At 60.6% G+C, this 18,430-nt stretch carries 12 protein-coding genes and 1 pseudogene; all 13 read right to left on the bottom strand.

Going from position 1 to position 18,430, the window contains the following annotated elements; translation table 11 throughout:
- Window positions 1-42: 42 nt before the first annotated feature.
- Window positions 43-2,820: a hybrid sensor histidine kinase/response regulator gene (locus NTD87_RS18720; protein ID WP_262115598.1), complete on the bottom strand. Its 2,778-nt coding sequence runs from the start codon at window positions 2,818-2,820 to the stop codon at window positions 43-45.
- A 99-nt stretch (window positions 2,821-2,919) separates the two neighbouring features.
- Window positions 2,920-4,215 carry a phosphoribosylamine--glycine ligase gene (gene purD, locus NTD87_RS18715; protein WP_262115596.1) on the bottom strand — a complete coding sequence of 432 codons (1,296 nt, stop codon included), beginning with the start codon at window positions 4,213-4,215 and terminating at the stop codon, window positions 2,920-2,922.
- A 167-nt stretch (window positions 4,216-4,382) separates the two neighbouring features.
- Window positions 4,383-5,990, bottom strand: a complete 1,608-nt coding sequence (gene purH / locus NTD87_RS18710) for a bifunctional phosphoribosylaminoimidazolecarboxamide formyltransferase/IMP cyclohydrolase (RefSeq protein ID WP_262115594.1) — start codon at window positions 5,988-5,990, stop codon at window positions 4,383-4,385.
- An 82-nt stretch (window positions 5,991-6,072) separates the two neighbouring features.
- Window positions 6,073-6,393: a DNA-binding transcriptional regulator Fis gene (gene fis / locus NTD87_RS18705; RefSeq protein ID WP_007921650.1), complete on the bottom strand. Its 321-nt coding sequence runs from the start codon at window positions 6,391-6,393 to the stop codon at window positions 6,073-6,075.
- Window positions 6,390-7,400, bottom strand: a complete 1,011-nt coding sequence (dusB, locus tag NTD87_RS18700; RefSeq protein WP_262115592.1) for a tRNA dihydrouridine synthase DusB — start codon at window positions 7,398-7,400, stop codon at window positions 6,390-6,392. The genes fis and dusB overlap by 4 nt, the downstream gene beginning before the upstream one ends.
- A gap of 197 nt (window positions 7,401-7,597) precedes the next feature.
- Window positions 7,598-8,851, bottom strand: coding sequence for a DUF3426 domain-containing protein (locus NTD87_RS18695; protein ID WP_262115591.1), 1,254 nt, complete (start codon window positions 8,849-8,851; stop codon window positions 7,598-7,600).
- 30 nt (window positions 8,852-8,881) lie between these two features.
- A complete protein-coding gene (prmA, locus tag NTD87_RS18690; protein WP_262115589.1) occupies window positions 8,882-9,760 on the bottom strand; it encodes a 50S ribosomal protein L11 methyltransferase in 879 nt (292 codons plus the stop codon).
- A 305-nt stretch (window positions 9,761-10,065) separates the two neighbouring features.
- Window positions 10,066-11,427, bottom strand: coding sequence for an acetyl-CoA carboxylase biotin carboxylase subunit (gene accC, locus NTD87_RS18685; protein ID WP_262115587.1), 1,362 nt, complete (start codon window positions 11,425-11,427; stop codon window positions 10,066-10,068).
- A 17-nt stretch (window positions 11,428-11,444) separates the two neighbouring features.
- Window positions 11,445-11,906, bottom strand: a complete 462-nt coding sequence (accB, locus tag NTD87_RS18680) for an acetyl-CoA carboxylase biotin carboxyl carrier protein (RefSeq protein ID WP_262115586.1) — start codon at window positions 11,904-11,906, stop codon at window positions 11,445-11,447.
- A gap of 48 nt (window positions 11,907-11,954) precedes the next feature.
- Window positions 11,955-12,407, bottom strand: a complete 453-nt coding sequence (aroQ, locus tag NTD87_RS18675; RefSeq protein ID WP_019693755.1) for a type II 3-dehydroquinate dehydratase — start codon at window positions 12,405-12,407, stop codon at window positions 11,955-11,957.
- Window positions 12,408-12,538: 131 nt separating this feature from the next.
- The gene (locus NTD87_RS18670) at window positions 12,539-14,299 is read right to left on the bottom strand and encodes a protein-disulfide reductase DsbD (protein ID WP_262115584.1); all 1,761 of its coding nucleotides are present in this window, start codon (window positions 14,297-14,299) and stop codon (window positions 12,539-12,541) included.
- A gap of 192 nt (window positions 14,300-14,491) precedes the next feature.
- Window positions 14,492-14,998: pseudogene (locus tag NTD87_RS28120) on the bottom strand (methyl-accepting chemotaxis protein); the annotation flags it as partial.
- A 1,507-nt stretch (window positions 14,999-16,505) separates the two neighbouring features.
- Window positions 16,506-18,176 carry a PleD family two-component system response regulator gene (locus NTD87_RS18660; RefSeq protein ID WP_262115580.1) on the bottom strand — a complete coding sequence of 557 codons (1,671 nt, stop codon included), beginning with the start codon at window positions 18,174-18,176 and terminating at the stop codon, window positions 16,506-16,508.
- Window positions 18,177-18,430: the final 254 nt, after the last annotated feature.

The following is an 18,430-nucleotide window of genomic DNA, read 5'->3' as shown; positions in this document are numbered from 1 at the left end:
AAGTCGCCCTGGAGTCTATCAGGGGTTGCGCGGTCTGTCGGCTCAGGAAGGTTGTGCCGTTGCCCGATTGAGTTGGTCACGCTGGGCAACCCAGTGCTCGATCAGCTCGCGCAACTGCGACAGCTCGACCGGCTTGGCCATGTGCCCGTCCATACCGGCCTGGCGCGCGCGCTCCTTGTGCTCGGCGAGGATGTGCGCGGTCAGTGCGACCACCGGGGTGCGGGTGCGCTGATTGCCGACTTCCCAGGCACGCAGTTGCTGGGTGGCGGAGAAGCCATCGAGGATCGGCATTTCGCAGTCCATCAACACCAGGTCGTAGCGCTGGGCCTTCATCGCTTTCAAGGCTTCTTCGCCGTTACAGGCGGTGTCCGGTTGCAGGTTGAGCTTGCCAAGCATGCCGCGAATCACTTTGGTCGAAATGCTGTTGTCTTCGGCCACCAGAATACGGAAGTCGCTCGGCACCTTGACCACCGCAGGCACGCCGGTTGGCAGTTGCTGTGAAACGGCCAGGCCTTTATTGCGTTGGCTCAGTTCGTCCGCCAGCGTGGTCTTGAGGGTGTAGCCGGCCACGGGTTTGGCCAGGATGCGTTTGATCCCGGCGTTGCGTGCGATGACCTTGCTCGGCGCGTTGCTGATCCCGGTGAGCATGATCAGCAGAATGTCGTGATTCAGGCTCGGGTCTTCCTTGATCTTCGCCGCCAGTTGCATGCCGGTCATGCCGGGCATGTTCTGGTCGAGCAGGACCACGTCGAAGTAGTCACGCAGGTGCGCCTTGGTGCGCAGCAGGGCGAGGGCTTCCTTGCCGGAAGGGACGGCGCTGACGTTCAGGCCCCAGGCGCTGCATTGCTGCACCAGGACTTTGCGGCAGGTGTCGTTATCGTCCACCACCAGCACTCGGGCGCCTTGCAGCGGACCGTCGAGATCGCAGGTCGGGTGTTCGAGGCGCTCAGGGTCCAGCGGCAAGGTCAGCCACAGTGTGCTGCCCTGATTGCTGCCACTCTTGATGCCGAACTCGCCGTGCATCAGCAGAATCAATTGGCGGGCGATCACCAGCCCCAGGTTGCCGCCCAGTCGTGTGGCGGAAAGGAAGTTCTTGCTGTGCAGTTCGGCGTGCAGCAGGGCTTCTCGTTCTTCGGCATCCATGGGTTGCCCGCTGTCTTGCACGGCAATGCGCAGGCGCGGTTTGTTGCTGCGCTCGTCAAGTGCGACGACGATCAGGATCTCGCCTTCGTCGGTTTTCTTCAGGGCGTTTTCCAGAAGGCTCAGCAGCGTCTGGCGCAGACGCGTCGGGTCACCACTGATGACCCGGGGCACTTGTGGCTGGATGAAGCTGATCAGCTCGACGTTCTGTTGTTCGGCCTTGGCGCGGAAGATGCTCAGGCAGTCTTCGATCAGTGCATTGAGGTCGAATTGCACGTCGTCGAGTTCGATTTGCCCGGACTCGAGCTTGGAGATGTCGAGGATTTCATTGATCAGCGTCAGCAGTTCATTACCGGCGCTGTGGATGGTTTGCACGTAGTCGCGTTGTTTGACCGACAGCGGGGTGCCCAGCAACAGCTCGGTCATGCCCAGCACGCCATTCATCGGGGTGCGGATTTCGTGGCTGATTTTTGCCAGGAACTCGGCCTTGGCGTTGATCTCGGCGTTACTCGCCGCCAGGTCGCGGCTGACGCTGAAGCGGTCTTCGGTGATGCTGCGCTGGCGCTCGCTCAAGGCAATGCTCATCAGCAGGCCGCTGATGCAGATGAACGACAGCAAGGTCATGATCAGGACTTGCGGGGCGACCAGGGTCAGCCCCAGTAGCGCGGGAAGGATGATCAGCGTGCCGACGTTGAACACCACCATCGCCACGACGAACAGGCGTGCTGGCCGGTAGCCTTTTTGCCAGTGGTAGGCGCTGACGAAGAGCATGCTCAGGCCCGCCAGAGCCACCAGAGCGTAGGTGATGATGTTCAGCGGCAGGGTGTCGACGAACAGCAGCAACAGGCTGCACAGGACAATGAACAGGATGTCGCCCAGCAGCAACCTGTTCAGCGGGTGCGGACCAAGCGGGGCAAAGAAGCGATAAGCGAACATCAGGCCGCAGGGGGCTGTCAGCAGTAGCGACAGGTAGGCGCCGGGTGTTTGCACGGCATGCCAGTCGGGTAGCCATGGGCCTGCGAGGTTCAGCAGCAGGACCAGGCTCAGCAGCAACAAACCCTCGCACGCCGCCAGCCAGAGACTGCTGCGCGAGCGGGTATAGCCGTAGCGCGTGAGGTTATGCAGGACAAGCATCGCAATACAGCCAAACAGCAGGCCATAGATCAGCGTCTGGTTTTGGTTGGCCGCCGTCATTACTGCTGATTGCAGGGTGATATAGGGCCGCAACTCGTGTTCGGAAACCAGTCGTAGATAGACGTCGAGGGGTTTGTCGCTTTGTGGCAGCGGCAGCATGAAGTCGCTGCTGGGGAGCGGTCGATCGATCTGGGGTTGTTCGTTGCCGCTGGTCAATTGCTCGATCAGCTTGTCGCCGTCCAGAACGTAGAGGTTCAGGCGCAACAAGTCGGGGGCGAAGATGCGCAGCAGTTGTTCGTGTTTGCCGGGACTGAGTTTGAAACGCAGCCACAACGCGCCACTGGGCTCGGCGGCGGTGATCTGGTCGAGCTCAATCGGGCTGAATTGGTTGGTGTAGCGAGCCGAGCGGATATCGCTCAGTTGCAGGTCTGCCTGTGCGTCGAGCAATACCGCCCAGCCACTGCCTTGCGCGGCCTGGGCCGGGAGCATGCAGAGCAGGGTCAGCAGAGTGACGGTGAAACCTATGGCAATCCTGAGCCAGCGCACGGCGAAATCCCTTCGTAGGTTGATGCCAGATTATAACTATGCGCGGCGCCGGAATAGTACGGCAAGGGCCACAGGCCCCTGCCTAGCCGAATGGATAGCTTATTCCTGATTTTCGCCACGCTCGCGGGCAATGGCGCGGTAGCCAATGTCCTTGCGGTAGAAACAGCCGTCCCAGTTGATTTTGGCGGCCAGTTTGTAAGCCTGCTGCTGGGCTGCATCGACGCTCGCACCCATGGCGGTGGCGCAGAGCACCCGACCACCGGCTGTCACGACCTTGCCGTCCTTGAGTGCGGTGCCGGCGTGGAAGACTTTGCCTTCCAGGGTCGCCGCTGCATCCAGACCTTCGATGGCCGCGCCCTTGGCGTAATCACCGGGGTAGCCGCCAGCAGCCAGTACGATACCGACGCTTGGACGTGGATCCCATTGGGCTTCGACCTTGTCCAGCGCCTGTGCCAGCGCCGCTTCGACCAGCAATACCAGGCTCGACTGCAGGCGCAGCATCACCGGTTGGGTCTCAGGGTCTCCGAAACGGCAGTTGAACTCGATGACTTTCGGGTTGCCGGCCTTGTCGATCATCAAACCCGCGTAAAGGAAACCGGTGTAGACGTTGCCTTCTTCGGCCATGCCACGCACGGTTGGCCAGATCACCAGGTCCATGACGCGCTGGTGCACTTCGCTGGTGACCACCGGGGCAGGGGAGTAGGCACCCATGCCGCCGGTGTTCGGGCCGGTGTCGGCGTCGCCAACACGTTTGTGGTCCTGGCTGGTGGCCATCGGCAGAACGTTCTTGCCGTCGACCATGACGATGAAGCTGGCTTCTTCGCCATCGAGGAACTCTTCGATCACCACACGCGAACCGGCGTCGCCGAATGCGTTGCCAGCGAGCATGTCGCGTACGGCGTCTTCGGCTTCGGTCAGAGTCATGGCGACGATCACGCCTTTACCGGCAGCCAGGCCGTCGGCCTTGATCACGATCGGTGCACCTTTTTCACGCAGATAAGCCAGGGCTGGCTCGATTTCGGTGAAATTCTGGTAGTCGGCCGTCGGGATCTTGTGGCGAGCCAGGAAATCCTTGGTGAATGCCTTGGAACCTTCCAGCTGAGCAGCGCCAGCGGTTGGGCCGAAGCAGTCCAGGCCACGTTTGCGGAACAGGTCGACCACGCCAGCCACCAGCGGGACTTCCGGACCGACGATGGTCAGGGAGACGTTTTTCTCGGCAAAGTCGGCCAATTGCTCAAGGGCCAGCACGTCGATTGCAACGTTTTCGCACTTGGCTTCAATGGCAGTGCCGGCGTTGCCCGGAGCAACGAAGACTTTCTGCACGCGCGGATCCTGAGCCACTTTCCAGGCCAGGGCGTGTTCACGGCCACCGCTGCCAATGATCAAAACATTCATTTCAAAAACCTCGGATGACGCTAATTCTTGATAGCACCGCAGGGGTGCTCTTATGTGGGAGCGAGCCTGCTCGCGACGGCGGCGGCACATCCAGAATCAATGTGTCCGGTAGAACGCTATCGCGAGCAGGCTCGCTCCCACAGGAGTTCGCCCACAGAGGGCAATAATCAGTGACGGAAATGGCGCATGCCCGTGAAGACCATCGCGATACCAGCTTCATCAGCAGCGGCAATCACTTCGTTGTCACGCATCGAGCCGCCCGGTTGAATCACTGCAGTGATGCCGACCTTGGCTGCGTTGTCGATGCCGTCGCGGAACGGGAAGAACGCGTCCGAGGCCATGACCGCGCCCTGTACTTGCAGGCCCGCGTGTTCAGCTTTGATGGCGGCGATGCGCGCGGAGTTCACACGGCTCATCTGGCCAGCGCCGACGCCGATGGTCTGACGGTTCTTGGCGTAGACGATGGCGTTGGATTTAACGTACTTGGCGACTTTCCAGGCGAAGATCAGGTCGTTGATTTCCTGCTCGGTCGGTGCGCGCTGGGTCACCACCTTCAGGTCTTCGCTGCCGATCATGCCGATGTCGCGGCTCTGCACCAGCAAACCGCCGTTGACGCGTTTGTAGTCCCAGGCAGCAGCACGATCCGCCGACCACTCGCCGCAGGCCAGCAGGCGTACGTTGGCTTTGGCAGCCACAATGGCGCGGGCCTCAAAGCTGACCGATGGGGCAATGATCACTTCGACGAACTGACGCTCGACGATGGCTTTGGCGGTTTCAGCGTCCAGCTCGCGGTTGAACGCGATGATGCCGCCGAAGGCCGACTCGGTGTCGGTGGCGTAAGCCAGTTCGTACGCCTGGCGGATACCGCCTTCAGCGTCCGGGCTCACGGCAACGCCGCACGGGTTGGCGTGCTTGACGATGACGCAGGCCGGTTTGACGAAGCTCTTCACGCATTCCAGTGCGGCGTCGGTGTCGGCCACGTTGTTGTACGACAGCTCTTTGCCTTGCAGTTGGGTCGCGGTGGCGATGCCAACTTCAGCAGGCTTGGCTTCAACGTAGAACGCCGCTTTCTGGTGCGGGTTCTCGCCGTAGCGCATTTCCTGAGCCTTGATGAACTGGCTGTTGAAGGTGCGCGGGAATTCGCTGCGACCGGAAGTCGAGAGGGTTTCAGCGGCCTGGTTCACAGTGCCCATGTAGTTGGCGATCATGCCGTCGTAGGCGGCGGTGTGTTCGAAAGCCTTGAGCATCAGGTCGAAGCGCTGAGCGTAGGTCAGGCCACCGGCCTTGAGGCTTTCCAACACGCTGGTGTAATCGCTGGCGTTCACCACGATGGCCACGTCTTTGTGGTTCTTGGCTGCCGAGCGAACCATGGTCGGGCCGCCGATATCGATGTTCTCGATGGCGGTCGGCAGGTCGCAGCCTGGCTTGTTGATGGTGGCTTCGAACGGGTAGAGGTTGACTGCAACCAGATCGATCGGCTTGATGCCGTGCTCGTTCATGATCGCGTCGTCGATGCCGCGACGACCGAGGATCCCGCCGTGGATTTTCGGGTGCAGGGTTTTCACCCGACCGTCCATCATTTCTGCGAAACCGGTGTAATCCGCGACTTCCACAGCGGCTACGCCATTGTCCTGCAGCAGCTTGAACGTCCCGCCGGTGGAGAGGATCTCAACGCCCAGAGCTTCGAGCTCCTTGGCGAATTCGAGGATCCCGGTCTTGTCGGAAACGCTGATCAAGGCGCGGCGGATCGGCAGGCGGGTAGTCTGGTCGGTCATCTCAATTTCCATCAAAAGCAAAGGAAGTCAGCAAAAAAGGCGACCGGTTTTACGCGGGCGCCTTTCTGGTTTGATTGAATGCTTACAGCAAATCGTACTGCTTGAGTTTCTTGCGCAAGGTGCCACGGTTCAGTCCCAGCAGCTCACTGGCCTTGGTCTGATTGCCCTTGACGTAGTTCATCACGCTTTCGAGCAGGGGAGCCTCGACTTCGGAGAGCACCAGGTTGTACACATCCGTGACGGCAGCGCCTTCAAGGTGGGCGAAATAATTGTGCAGCGCCTTCTCGACACTCCCGCGAAGGGTCTGGCCTTCTTCGCTCGGCGTATTGAGGTGCTGTTTCAAATTTACGTTGTCGCTCACGGGTGCTGTTCCACTCACTAAAGTCTCGGTCATCATCGTCATGCGGCCACCCCTTCTCCGTCCCCTGTCAGGCTCTTGTAGCGCTCGGCGAAGAACTCCCGAACGTTGGCGCATTGTGTTTCCGTACCATCCAAACGATTGAAGTGGGCGCGAAACTCCCTGGCGCCCGGCAGGGTTGCGAGATACCAGCCCACATGCTTGCGAGCAATGCGTACGCCCATGACATCTCCATAGAAGGCATGTAGCGCGGCCAGATGCTCAAGCAGAATACGTTCCACCTCGATCAACTCCGGTGCCGGGAGCTTTTCGCCGGTACGCAGAAAATGGTCGATCTCACGAAAAATCCATGGCCGCCCCTGGGCAGCCCGGCCAATCAGCAGGCCGTCGGCACCGGTCGCGTCAAGCACGTACCGGGCCTTCTCGGGCGAGTCGATATCGCCATTGGCGAAGACCGGAATCGACACCGCCTGCTTGATCGCGGCAATGGTGTCGTACTCGGCAACGCCGGTGTACAGATCAGCACGGGTCCGGCCATGCACCGCCAGCGCCGTAATACCTGCCTGTTCGGCGATTTTCGCTACCGTCAGGCCATTCTTGTTCGCCCGGTCCCAGCCCGTGCGGATCTTCAGGGTGACCGGCACATCAACCGCCGCCACGACGGCATGCAGGATATCGGTCACCAACTCTTCATCTTTCAGTAACGCGGAGCCGGCGGCCTTATTGCAGACTTTCTTTGCCGGACATCCCATGTTGATGTCAATAATCTGCGCGCCCAGCTCGACGTTGGCCCGGGCCGCCTCCGCCAGCATCTGTGCATCACCACCGGCGATCTGTACCGAGCGGGGCTCGGGATCGCCTTCGTGGACCATGCGCAGACGCGATTTGCGGGTGTTCCACAAACTCATGTCGCTGGTGACCATTTCCGAGACTACTAGCCCTGCACCCAGTCGCTTGCACAGCTGACGAAAGGGCTGGTCGGTGACTCCCGCCATCGGGGCGAGAATCAAGCCGTTGAGCAATGTATATGGGCCGATGCGTACCGCCGACATAGGACTTCCCTGTTGTGGGGTCGGATCATGAGAGTTCGAAAAAGGGTTGGCATGATACCCGCTCTCGATGACTGGATAAAGGCTGAATTGGATAAAATCTGAACAGTTATTTTGTTATTGCCAACCGTTTGGTTCGCGGCGCCGGGAGTCGGAAAATTGCCGTCAATGGCGCGTGACTGAGCGCCGAGTGAAGTGATTCACTCGGGCGAGTGGAAGCTCAGGCTGTAATTCACGGCTTTGGGGCCGGGATCGAGGATGTCCAGGGCTATATGAATAGGCGTCTGCGGCGGCATTTCCGCGAGGTCCGCAAGGTCGCCATTGAGGTATTCGCCCGGTTTGAAGCGGCGGCTGGCAATCAGGTGGCCGTTGAGGTCGGCAAAGCGCAGTTCTAGCAACGGGAACGGCTGAGAGAACGGCGCGCGGTTGTAGATGATCGCGTCGACCACCAGTGCACCGCCGAAGTCCGGGTGGCTACGCACCACCAGGTTGCTGCTTTTGATTTTTGCGATGTCGACCTTGGATGGCACGGTGCAGCCAACCTGCGGGCACAATTTCTGGAACCAGGGACGGTATTGGTCCTGGCGGGCCAGTTCGTCGAAATGATAGGCGATGTATTGGCCGGCAAGGGCCGCGGCGCCCAGCAAAACCATCAGACCCCAAAAGAATCGGCGGCCCCAGGGCGAGCGGCGTCTTTGCCAGTCGAGCTGTAGCGGGTCGTCGACCAGGTCCTGCAGCACCTCGTCATGCATGGCCGGCTCGTTGCGCGTGCGCTTTTTGCGTGCGGGCTCGACCTCATGGGCTTCGTCGTCGATATCGTCATCAGTCGCGGACAGGCGTTCGTGTTGCGCCGGATGTTCTGGCGTTTCGAATGGCTGGTCCAGCCGTAGATGCGGTGCCTCGGGCTCATCGTCCAGGTCGAGCGGTTCGAGCGACAGCGAGGGCTCGGTGCGCGAGGGCTTTTCCGGCTCGTCGGCGATGTCTGTCGACCGCTGGCTCTCGACAGGTGCGTTTTCACCGGCTAGCGCGCGCTCGGCGGCGGGCTCGCTGAACAGGCTGTCGGACCACGGCTCTTCGCCTTCGGCGGTATCCCGACGGGCGCTCAGTGAGTCTTCCTTGTGCTTGCGCTCATGGCCGAACTCTTTGGTGGGCTGGATTTCCCGTTGTTCGAGCTTGGCGAGTTCTTCGTCGAGGTCGAGGTTGTCCAGATCAAGTTCGGCGGCTGTCCATTGTTTCTGGCTAATGGCCCGTTGCGCGGGAGGCTCGACCGGAGGTGGCGTCGTGAGGACGCCGGCTTCTTTGCCCATGCGTTGCTCAAGCAACTGCCGTGCAGCATTGAACACTTGCAGGCAAGAGCCGCAGCGAACCACTCCACGGGCCACGCTCAATTGGGCGTGGCTGACGCGGAAACTGGTCTGGCAATGCGGGCACTGGGTGACGAAGCTATCGGTCATGCGGCCATCCGGAGTATGCAGGCGCTCATTTTAGCGCCGACGGCCGGTGATGCGCACCCAGCCATCGCGATTGGCAATCGGGTCCAGATCAAAGTCCTTGGCATAAGCCGCTGCGACTTCTTCGCCTTGCTCGGCGAGGATGCCCGACAGTGCCAGGCGACCGCCGGCCTTGACCAGGCTGGACAGTTGCGGGGCCAGGGAAACCAGCGGCCCGGCGAGGATGTTGGCCACCAGCACGTCGGCCTGCACTTGTGGCAGATCTTGTGGCAGGTACAGCGGGAACAGCGCTTCGGCGATGTTGTTGCGCCCGGCGTTGTCACGGGAAGCTTCCAGTGCCTGCACGTCGATGTCAGTACCGACCGCTTCCTTGGCGCCCAACAGCAAGGAAGCGATCGCGAGGATCCCCGAGCCACAGCCGAAGTCCAGTACGTGGCAGTCTTTCAGGTCCTGGCCGTCGAGCCATTCCAGACACAAGGCGGTGGTCGGGTGGGTGCCGGTGCCGAACGCCAGGCCCGGATCGAGCAGCAGGTTGACCGCATCAGGCTCGGGTGCGGCGTGCCAGCTCGGGACGATCCACAGGCGCTGACCGAAGCGCATTGGCTGGAAGTTGTCCATCCAGCTGCGTTCCCAGTCCTGGTCTTCGATGACTTCGCTGTGATGCTCGGGCAGCGGGCTGCCGGTCAGCAACTCCAGGTGAGCCAGTACGCTGGCGGCTTCGGTGCCACCTTCGAACAGGGCCAGCAGGTGCGTGTGTGACCACAGCGGAGTGGTGTTCAGTTCCGGCTCGAAAATCGGCTGATCTTCGGCGTCCATGAAAGTCACCGATACGGCGCCCACTTCAAGGAAAGCGTCTTCGTAGGTTTCGGCTTGTTCTGGGCTGATGGCGAGACGGACTTGCAGCCAAGGCATGGCGGGCACCTTTGAAAAATGTAATGTGCAGCCTAGCGGGCTGCGAGAAGCGCGCAAGTTTACGCGAGAGCGATGCATTTGTGGGAGCTGCTTGGCCCGAGCATTAACGCATACCCTGTGGGAGCAGCCGGGCGGCGCTCCGTCTGCTCGCGATGGCGGAGCGTCAGGCGACATCAATATTGGCTATGCCGGCCTCTTCGCGAGCAGGCTCGCTCCCACATGGGATTTGTGTTGATCCACATCGGATGAAATCTCCAGAAACAACAAAGCCGCTCGAAAGCGGCTTTGTTGGTTCGGATCACATCTTAATGCTGGCCAGCCAGCTTGTGTTCCAGGTAGTGGATGTTGACTCCACCTTTGCAGAAGCCTTCGTCGCGGGTCAGATCGCGGTGCAGCGGGATGTTGGTCTTGATCCCGTCGACCACGATTTCGTCCAGCGCATTGCGCATGCGCGCCATGGCTTCTTCACGGGTTGCCCCGTAAGTGATCAGTTTGCCGATCAACGAATCGTAGTTCGGCGGAACTGCGTAGCCGCTGTACAGGTGCGAGTCGACCCGTACGCCGTTGCCGCCCGGTGCATGGAAATGCTTGACCGTGCCTGGGCTTGGCATGAAGGTTTTCGGGTCTTCGGCGTTGATCCGGCATTCCAGTGCGTGACCGCGGATGACCACGTCATCCTGGGTGAACGACAGTGGGTTGCCAGCGGCGATGCTGAGCATCTCCTTGACGATGTCGATACCGGTGACCATTTCCGAAACCGGGTGTTCTACCTGGACACGAGTGTTCATCTCGATGAAGTAGAAGTTGCCGTTCTCGTACAGGAACTCGAACGTACCCGCGCCACGGTAACCGATGTCGATGCACGCCTTGACGCAGCGAGCGAAGACTTCCTGGCGAGCCTTCTCGTCGATGCCCGGTGCCGGCGCTTCTTCGAGAACCTTCTGGTGGCGACGTTGCAGCGAGCAATCGCGGTCACCCAGATGGATGGCATGGCCCTGGCCATCGGAAAGTACCTGGACTTCCACGTGGCGTGGGTTGGTCAGGAATTTTTCCAGATAGACCATCGGGTTACCGAACGCCGCGCCTGCTTCGGAGCGGGTCAGTTTCGCCGAGGAGATCAGGTCTTCTTCTTTATGCACAACGCGCATGCCGCGACCACCGCCGCCGCCAGCGGCTTTGATGATCACCGGGTAACCGACTTCGCGACCAATGCGCAGAGCGGTTTCTTCGTCTTCCGGCAGCGGGCCGTCGGAACCTGGAACGGTCGGTACGCCGGCAGCGATCATGGCGTGCTTGGCCGAAACCTTGTCGCCCATCAGGCGGATGGTTTCAGCTTTCGGGCCGATGAAGGCGAAGCCGGAGTTTTCCACCTGTTCGGCGAAATCGGCGTTTTCCGCGAGGAAGCCGTAGCCTGGGTGAATGGCGGTGGCGCCGGTCACTTCAGCCGCGGCGATGATCGCCGGAATGTGCAGGTAAGAGTGCGCGGCCGATGCCGGACCGATGCAAACGGATTCGTCTGCCAGGCCCAGGTGCATCAGCTCCTTGTCGGCCTTGGAGTAAACGGCGACGGTCTTGATGCCCATCTCTTTGCAGGCACGCAGGATCCGCAGGGCGATTTCACCGCGGTTGGCGATCAGAACTTTTTCCAACTTCGCAGGTTTCAACATCGTTGGCTCTCCGCGGTTCAAACGATGGTGAACAGCGGTTGGTCGTACTCAACCGGCTGGCCGTCTTCGACGAGGATGGATTCGATCACACCGCTGGATTCAGCTTCGATGTGGTTCATCATCTTCATGGCTTCGACGATGCACAGGGTGTCGCCTTTCTTCACGCTCTGGCCAACTTCAACGAAGGACGGCGAGGACGGCGAAGATTTGCGATAGAAGGTACCCACCATTGGCGAGCGGGCAACGTTGCCGTTCAGCACTGGTGCTGCAGGAGCGGCAGGTGCAACGGCTGCAGGCGCGGCGGCAGCGACAGGTGCCGGAGCCGGAGCGTAATTTGGCGCAGGAGCGTAGTACTGCTGAGCCGGGGTTTTGCTGTGGCGGCTGATACGTACGGACTCTTCGCCTTCCTTGATCTCGAGCTCGTCGATGCCGGACTCTTCCAGCAGTTCGATCAGTTTCTTAACTTTACGGATATCCATGAATCATCAACTCCCAAGGGTCGGTCAGGGGCGTTCAACGCTTGTTGTTCAAGCCGTTGCCTGTCTTTCAAGCTGCTCTAGTGCGGCCTCCAGGGCCAGTCGATAACCGCTGGCGCCAAGGCCGCAGATCACTCCCACCGCAACATCGGAGAAGTAAGAGTGATGGCGGAAAGGTTCGCGTTTGTGCACGTTAGACAAATGCACTTCGATGAATGGGATGCTCACCGCCAGCAGCGCGTCACGTAATGCGACACTTGTATGCGTAAAAGCTGCTGGATTGATCAAAATGAAGTCCACACCCTCGCCGCGAGCGGCGTGAATGCGATCGATCAATTCGTACTCGGCGTTGCTTTGCAGGTAGAGCAAATGGTGGCCGGCATTGCGTGCCCGTTGTTCCAGATCCTGATTGATCTCGGCCAGGGTCACTGCCCCGTAGACGCCCGGTTCGCGGGTGCCGAGCAGATTCAGGTTGGGTCCGTGCAGCACCAGTAGAGTCGCCATCTGCTGTTCCTTGTTATCTAAGTGCAGTTATCAGAACCCGGCGACTATGCCGCAAAGCCTTTGTGACTGTCCAGTTCTCTGCAATAGCCAGCACGATGACCGATGATTGCGCGAAATATATGACCGACTGATTAAATTTGGTCATTCGCTTTGGCGACACGTTCGGCGAAGTCCCTGGCGTTGATCTCGCCGATCACCCGCACATCGCTACGTTCATTGCCGTCCTTGCCGAAAAACATCAGCGCGGGTGGCCCGAACAGTTTGTAACGGTCGAGCAGGGCGCGTTGTTCGGCGTTGCTGGCGGTGATGTCGAAGCGAATCAGCCGATAGCCTTTAAGGCGTTCGACGACGTTGCTGTCGTTAAGCACCTCGTGTTCAATGACTTTGCAGCTGATGCACCAATCGGCGTACCAGTCGAGCAGCAGCGGGGTGTGGGCGGATTTCGCTTCTGCAAGAACGCGATCCAGTTCCGCCGGAGTGCTGAGGGTCTGCCATCCACTGGTTTGTTGCGCTTGAGGGTTGCCAAGGGCGTTGACGACCTGAGGCTGGCCAATCGGATTGAATGGGTCGGTCTGGCCGCTGAAGGCGCCGTACCAGCAGGCCAGTGCGTAAAACACCAGGAACATCCCGAGCAGTTGGCCCAGACGTTTGCGCGGCGGTTTGTAGACGAACTCCAGCGCGCCGAGGAACAAGCCGACCCCGGCCGCCAGCAAGCCGATCAGCAGTAAGGTGATTTGCCCTGGCAGTACGCGGCTGAGCAAACCGACCGCCAGCCCCAATAGCAACACGCCAATCGCGTTTTTCACGTAGATCAGCCATGGGCCGCTTTTCGGCAGCCAGGCCGCGCCGCCGGTGGCCACCAGCAACAGCGGTGCGCCCATGCCCAAACCCAGAACGAACAGTTTCAACGCGCCGCCCAGTGCATCGCCGCTGGCGCTGATGTACAGCAACGCACCGGCCAGAGGCGCGGACACGCACGGCGAGACCAGCAGGCTCGAGACCACGCCCAGCACCGCCGCGCCCAGCAGTGAACCGCCTTTGGTGCGGCCAGCGATTCGATCCAGACGGCTGCTGATGGCGTGGGGCAGTTTCAGTTCGAATACGCCAAACATTGCCAAGGCAAACACGGCGAAGAACAAGGCAAACGGCACCAATACCCATGCAGATTGCAGGCGTGCCTGAAGGTTCAGTTGGGCGCCGAACATCCCCATCAACGCGCCGAGCACGGCGAAGCAGGCGGCCATCGGCAAGACGTAGGCCAGCGACAGATTGAAGCCACGCAGACCGCCCACCTGACCACGCAACACCACGCCGGAGAGGATCGGCAGCATTGGCAGCACGCAAGGCGTAAAGGTCAGGCCAAGGCCTGCGAGGAAAAACAACGCCAGTTCTCGCCAGCTCCAGGCAGTACTGGTTGCGGAGCTGGCGGCGGCACCGTCGATCTTCAGGCGTTCGGTTTCCGGTGGATAACACAGGCCTTTATCGGCACAACCCTGATAGGTGACGGCCAGCGTGAACGCGCGTTGATCGGCGCTGTTGCGTGGCAGGTCGACGTCGAGAATGCCGTGGTAGACCTCGACATCGCCGAAGTACTCGTCGTGCTTCTGTTCGCCTGAAGGCAGTTGCGCGGCGCCCAGGCCAATGTCGGCGGGCTCGCTGCGAAACTGAAAGCGATGCCGGTAGAGGTAGTAGCCCTCGGTGGCGACGAAACGCAGTTTGATCGATTGCGGTGTGCTCTCCACCAGGCTCAGTTGAAAGGCCTCGCGCACGGGCAGGAAGTCGGCGCTGTTGTTGATCGAGCCCAGGGTCGAGCTGGGGCGACTGTCCAAAAGGCCAGCGGCATTCACCGGCAGGACCAGCACTAACAGCATCAGGCAGAACAGACGGCGCATGACAATCTCGCGTATCGGAAGTGAGCGCATGATAGCGGACAGCGGATGGGTGTGCAGGGCGGGAAGTTCTGCGGTGGCTGTTCTGGCGCTATCGCGAGCAAGCTCGCTCCCACATTTGAATCGTGGTGCTCACCGATTTTTTGTTCACCGCAGATCCAGTGTGGGAGCGAGCCTGCTCGCGAAAGCGATCTGTCAGACGCGGAAGGCTTGAACAGCTGTGTGCAACTGGCCGCCCAGTACCAGCAGGTTCTCTCCCTGGCTGCGACCTTCGCCGATGCGCACCAGGTTCTCCCCGCCCAGCTGATGAATCCGCTCGCTGTGATCACGGATTTCGCTGACAGCACCGCTTTGCTGGGCGGTGACATCGGCGATGCGCACGGCGGTGTCGGCAATGGTCTGAATCGCCCCGACGATTTTATCCAGCGCACCGTCAGCCGCTTGCGCCTGGTTGGCAGTGGCTTCGGCGTGTTCGACCTGCGCGCGCATGCCTTCCACCGATTGCCGTGCAGCCGATTGCAGGCCGGCAATCAAGGTCTGGATTTCAGCGGTGGCACCGGCAGTGCGCTGCGCCAGGGAGCGAACTTCCTCGGCGACCACCGCAAAGCCTCGGCCCATTTCGCCGGCGCGGGCGGCTTCGATCGCGGCGTTCAGGGCGAGGAGGTTGGTCTGATCGGCAATCGAGCGAATCACCGTCAGCACGCCGCCGATGGTTGCCGACTCTTCGGCCAGGTGTTCAATCATTTGTGCATTGCCCTGGACTTCGCCGACCAGCGCGTGGAGTCCGGTCAGGCTCAAGCCAATGACCTTCTGCCCGTGCTCGACCGCAAGCCCGGCGTGACGGCTGGCTTCGGCAGCCTGGCTGGCATCGCCGGCCACTTGCTGAATGGTGGCCTCCAGTTCGCCAAGCGAATCGCGGATCAGTGCGGTGTCGCCGGCCTGATGCTCGGCGCCGCTGTGCAAGTCGCTGCTCAACTCGGCCAACACACGGCTGCTGCCGGCCACCTGTTCGGCGTTCAGGCGGATGGTCCCGACCAGATCCACCAGATAAGCACGCAGGCGATTCAGTGACTCCTGGATGTCCTGCAACTCACGGTTGGTCGCACCCAGCTGGATGTCCTGACTGAAGTCGCCTTCCGCCCAGGTCGACAGTGCAGGCGCGAGGTTGGTCAGTACCCGGGCGAGGCGTCGTTGCAAGGTGTCGATCAGCAGCGCGATCAGCAGAATCAGGCCGATCATCACGCCCTGCATGAGCCGCACTTCACCCTGGATTTGCCCATGTTGAGCGCGAACGGCCGGTTCCAGCCCGGCGATGGCCTGCTGCACGGCGGCAATTTTCAGGTGGGTGGCGGCGCTGAGATCGGCGCGTTTCTGAATCTGTTCGCGGGTGCGACTGAGTTCGGCGGGGTAGCGGGTGAGCAAGCTGGCAAGATCACGTTTGAAACCGATACCGGCGTCTTCTGCGACGGTTTTTTCGGTGTTCTCCAAGCCCATCATCGCCGAGAAATCGTCAGTGTTCGATTCTTTGCTGGCGGCCACACCCAGCAGTGGCAGGGCTTCGATCAGCTCGGCCTGGGTGCGGATGCTGCTGACTTCACGTTCGACATCGGCCGCCAGTTCGCTGCGGCCACTGCTGACCAGTTTGTCCCGGGCCAGCGAGAGTTTGCCCACGTGCTGCGAGGCTAACAGCAGGGGGGGAAGGTAGGCCGCCGCCGCAGGCGTGTTGGCACCGGTGGCGTATTGGCTGAGTTGCTCCAGGCTGGCGCCGAGTTCGCGCTCGGCCTGAAGCAGCAACGCTTGCGGGTCACCCGCCAGTTTGCCGGCGGCCAGCAAGTCGGTCTTGCTGAATTCATTGAGGCTGACGAGGCTCGGACGCAAGCTTTCAGCCAGGTCTGCCGGCAGCTCGGTGAGTTCTTTTTGCAGCGTCTCGATGGCTTGGCTGGCGCTGCTCAGGCGCAGGGCATCGCCGCTGGCCAGGTAATCTTCGACGTTACGCGCCACTTGATTTTGAAATTGCTGCGACAGGCCCAGGTAGCGCTCCATCAACAGATAAGGGCGCTCCAGGGCTCTTTGCGACCACCAGAGCGTGGCGCCGAGTGCGAGGCACACCGCGACTAAAAGTAGGGTATTGAGATTGGTCAGCAGCTTCAGGCGCATCGCGGTTCTACCAACGACAGAATGGTAAGTGCCTGAAGTTATTGCGTTTGTGTTACAGGGTTATGACGGAATCAGTGGTTTCAGATGAAAAGGTGGCACTTTGATTCGACTGCCGCGCGGCTTGCACGCGATTGCGTCCGGCGTCCTTGGCGCGGTACAGCGCCTCGTCTGCCTGACTGGCCATCATCAGGCTGTCGGAGTCTTCGTGCAGGTCCACCACTCCGGCACTGAAGGTACACCAGAGATCCTGTGGCTGGGCCGGGTAGTGAATCTCGGCAAAGCGCTGGCGGATTTCATCGAGCACTTTGTAGGCCGATTCGATATCGGTGTCCGGCATGACGATGGCGAACTCTTCGCCGCCATAGCGGCCGATGAAGTCAGTCTTGCGCAGGCGTTGCTTGAGAAACAGCGCCAGGCTCTTGATCACCCGGTCACCCATGGGGTGGCCGTGGCTGTCGTTGACCCGTTTGAAGTGGTCGATGTCGAGCATCGCAAAGCTCAGCGGCTTGTTCTCGCGGCGGGCGCGAAAGCTGCAGTCTTCGAGCAATTGCAGAATGTGGGTGTGGTTGTAGAGGCCGGTCAGGCTGTCACGGACCATCCGCGCCTTGAGGTTGCGCGCCCGGGCTGCACGGTTGCGCACGGTGGTGATCAGGTGCCGCGGCTTGATCGGCTTGGTCAGGAAGTCGTCGCCGCCCTCACTCATGGCGTCGAGCTGCTTGTCCAGGTCGTCTTCGGCCGACAGGTAAATGATCGGCACGCTGACGTAACGGTCGTTGTGGCGGATCACCTTGGCCAGCTCGGTGCCGGTACAGGTCGGCATGTACATGTCGAGAATGATCAGGTCAGGCTGAAACTCTGCCAGTTCGGCCATCGCCTGGATCGGTTCGATCAGCGTGCGGGTGACGATTCCGGCGCTATTGAGCAAGCGCTCGGTGTGCAGGGCCTGGGCGCGGGAGTCGTCGATGATCAGCACTTTATACGGTTCGTACTGAGCGACGCAGGTCAGCACTTCGATCTTTTCCAGCAGGCTCGACGCTTCGAGCGTACCGGTCAGAAACTCCTGGCCGCCGGCGCGTACCGCCGCGAGGCGGGTCGGGGTGTCGGTTTCCAGCAGGCTGAAAAACAGCAACGGCAGTTTATGCTCCAGACCTTCTTGCGCTTCGGCCGCCAATTGCAGGCCCATGCCCGGACCACTGAAGTCGACGTCCATGACAATCGCTGCCGGCAGCCGCTCGACCATCGAGGAGCGAAACGCCGACACACTGTCCAGCGATTGTGCGCTGAGACCGAAAAATTCGAGTTGCTTGGCCAGTCGCTCGGCGCGGTCGTGATCTTGCAGCAGTACGTAGATCGGCTTGCGCAGTGGGGGTAGAAAGGTTTGTTCGAGATGGTCGCCATGCCGCAGGCCAGTGCGCGACAGACGCTGCATCAGGCGATTGAGATCGGTAATCAACCCACTGCTCAGACGTCCGCGGTTGGCGTCGACGGCCGCCAGCGAATGGCTGATGCTGTGCGCCAGGTGGGAGTGTTCAGGTTGTTCGAAACGCTCGGCGAAACGCAGCAGGCGCAGGTTCGCTTCACTCAGCTCCGCCAGGTCGGCGCCTGACCATTCACTGCGTTGCAGGCGCTGCCATATCTCAAGAATTTGACGTGCTTGATGAATTACCCGCTGGGCAAAGTGGTGCTTGAGGCGCTCACGGCTGGGGTCTTCTGGCTCGGTCATATCCTGACTACTAGTTAGGGTGCATGCTGAGATCGACTGGTGGCTCTATGCTAGCACCTCTTTTCAATTGCATGAGTGTCGTGTGTCAATAATCTGCAATGCGACGTTATTCAGTTCCTGACTGGATGGTCTGAATTAGCTTGTCTGTAATCTGAAGAGCCCCGTGAATAGGGGGCTTCAGGACTTTTCCTCTCGGTTTTTACGTAACGTCCTTACTTCCGGCGAGCGTTTCCTGTCAGGGATTTCTGATTTTT

Origin of the sequence: Pseudomonas sp. 6D_7.1_Bac1, from assembly GCF_025465945.1 — a bacterium.
Classification (GTDB): domain Bacteria; phylum Pseudomonadota; class Gammaproteobacteria; order Pseudomonadales; family Pseudomonadaceae; genus Aquipseudomonas.
This window is presented reverse-complemented; position numbering and strand designations above follow the sequence as displayed.

What these genes read in the sequence shown, in the direction of transcription:
- purD (WP_262115596.1), bottom strand. Translation starts at nt 4,215, where the DNA reads ATGAATGTTTTGATCATTGGCAGCGGTGGCCGTGAACACGCCCTGGCC.
- purH (WP_262115594.1), bottom strand. Translation starts at nt 5,990, where the DNA reads ATGACCGACCAGACTACCCGCCTGCCGATCCGCCGCGCCTTGATCAGC.
- fis (WP_007921650.1), bottom strand. Translation starts at nt 6,393, where the DNA reads ATGACGATGATGACCGAGACTTTAGTGAGTGGAACAGCACCCGTGAGC.
- dusB (WP_262115592.1), bottom strand. Translation starts at nt 7,400, where the DNA reads ATGTCGGCGGTACGCATCGGCCCATATACATTGCTCAACGGCTTGATT.
- NTD87_RS18695 (WP_262115591.1), bottom strand. Translation starts at nt 8,851, where the DNA reads ATGACCGATAGCTTCGTCACCCAGTGCCCGCATTGCCAGACCAGTTTC.
- prmA (WP_262115589.1), bottom strand. Translation starts at nt 9,760, where the DNA reads ATGCCTTGGCTGCAAGTCCGTCTCGCCATCAGCCCAGAACAAGCCGAA.
- accC (WP_262115587.1), bottom strand. Translation starts at nt 11,427, where the DNA reads ATGTTGAAACCTGCGAAGTTGGAAAAAGTTCTGATCGCCAACCGCGGT.
- accB (WP_262115586.1), bottom strand. Translation starts at nt 11,906, where the DNA reads ATGGATATCCGTAAAGTTAAGAAACTGATCGAACTGCTGGAAGAGTCC.
- aroQ (WP_019693755.1), bottom strand. Translation starts at nt 12,407, where the DNA reads ATGGCGACTCTACTGGTGCTGCACGGACCCAACCTGAATCTGCTCGGC.
- NTD87_RS18670 (WP_262115584.1), bottom strand. Translation starts at nt 14,299, where the DNA reads ATGCGCCGTCTGTTCTGCCTGATGCTGTTAGTGCTGGTCCTGCCGGTG.
- NTD87_RS18660 (WP_262115580.1), bottom strand. Translation starts at nt 18,176, where the DNA reads ATGACCGAGCCAGAAGACCCCAGCCGTGAGCGCCTCAAGCACCACTTT.